1 protein-coding gene is annotated in these 534 nt (G+C 74.3%); it reads left to right on the top strand.

Going from position 1 to position 534, the window contains the following annotated elements; all coding sequences use genetic code 11:
- Positions 1-121: 121 nt before the first annotated feature.
- A partial coding sequence (locus tag ACPYN7_RS18045) for an NADH-quinone oxidoreductase subunit H (protein WP_424348564.1) occupies positions 122-534 on the top strand: 413 nt, incomplete at its 3' end.

Below are 534 nucleotides of genomic sequence, written 5' to 3' on the forward strand. Positions count from 1 at the left end.
GACGGCGCGGTGCCGTGGGCGGTGCTGCCGGACCTGGTGACCGGACTGGAGCTGGCCTCCGTCCGGCTGGCCGTGGCGAGCCTGGACCTCGAGCCGCATCCTGCCGTCCAGGCGGTGAGGCATGGCTGAGAGCGTGGTGACGACCGTCCCCGGCGGATGGGCCGTGCTGGCGGGGATCCTCCTGTGCGGCCTGGCCTTCTTCGCCGTGGCCCTGGACGCGGCGCTCTCGGCCCGCGCCCAGGGCACCGGCGGCGGATGGGGCGCGCCGCTGAGCCGTACGGCCCGGTTGCTGCGGCAACGGCGCCGGACCACCGTGGCCGCAGACACCCTGCTGTGGCGGGTCGGTGGCGCGGGCATGCTGGTCGGGGCGTTCCTGATGATCGCGGTGATCCCGCTGGGGGAGTGGACGCTGGCGGACCTGGACGTCGGCGTCGTGTGGTTCAACACCGTGGACGTCATGGTCTGGGCGCTGGTCTGGCTCGCGGGGTGGGGCGCGAACTCCACCCACGGCCTGGTGGGCGGCTACCGCTTCCT

The organism is Kocuria sp. CH-021 (genome assembly GCF_049716185.1).
Lineage (GTDB): Bacteria > Actinomycetota > Actinomycetes > Actinomycetales > Micrococcaceae > Kocuria > Kocuria cellulosilytica.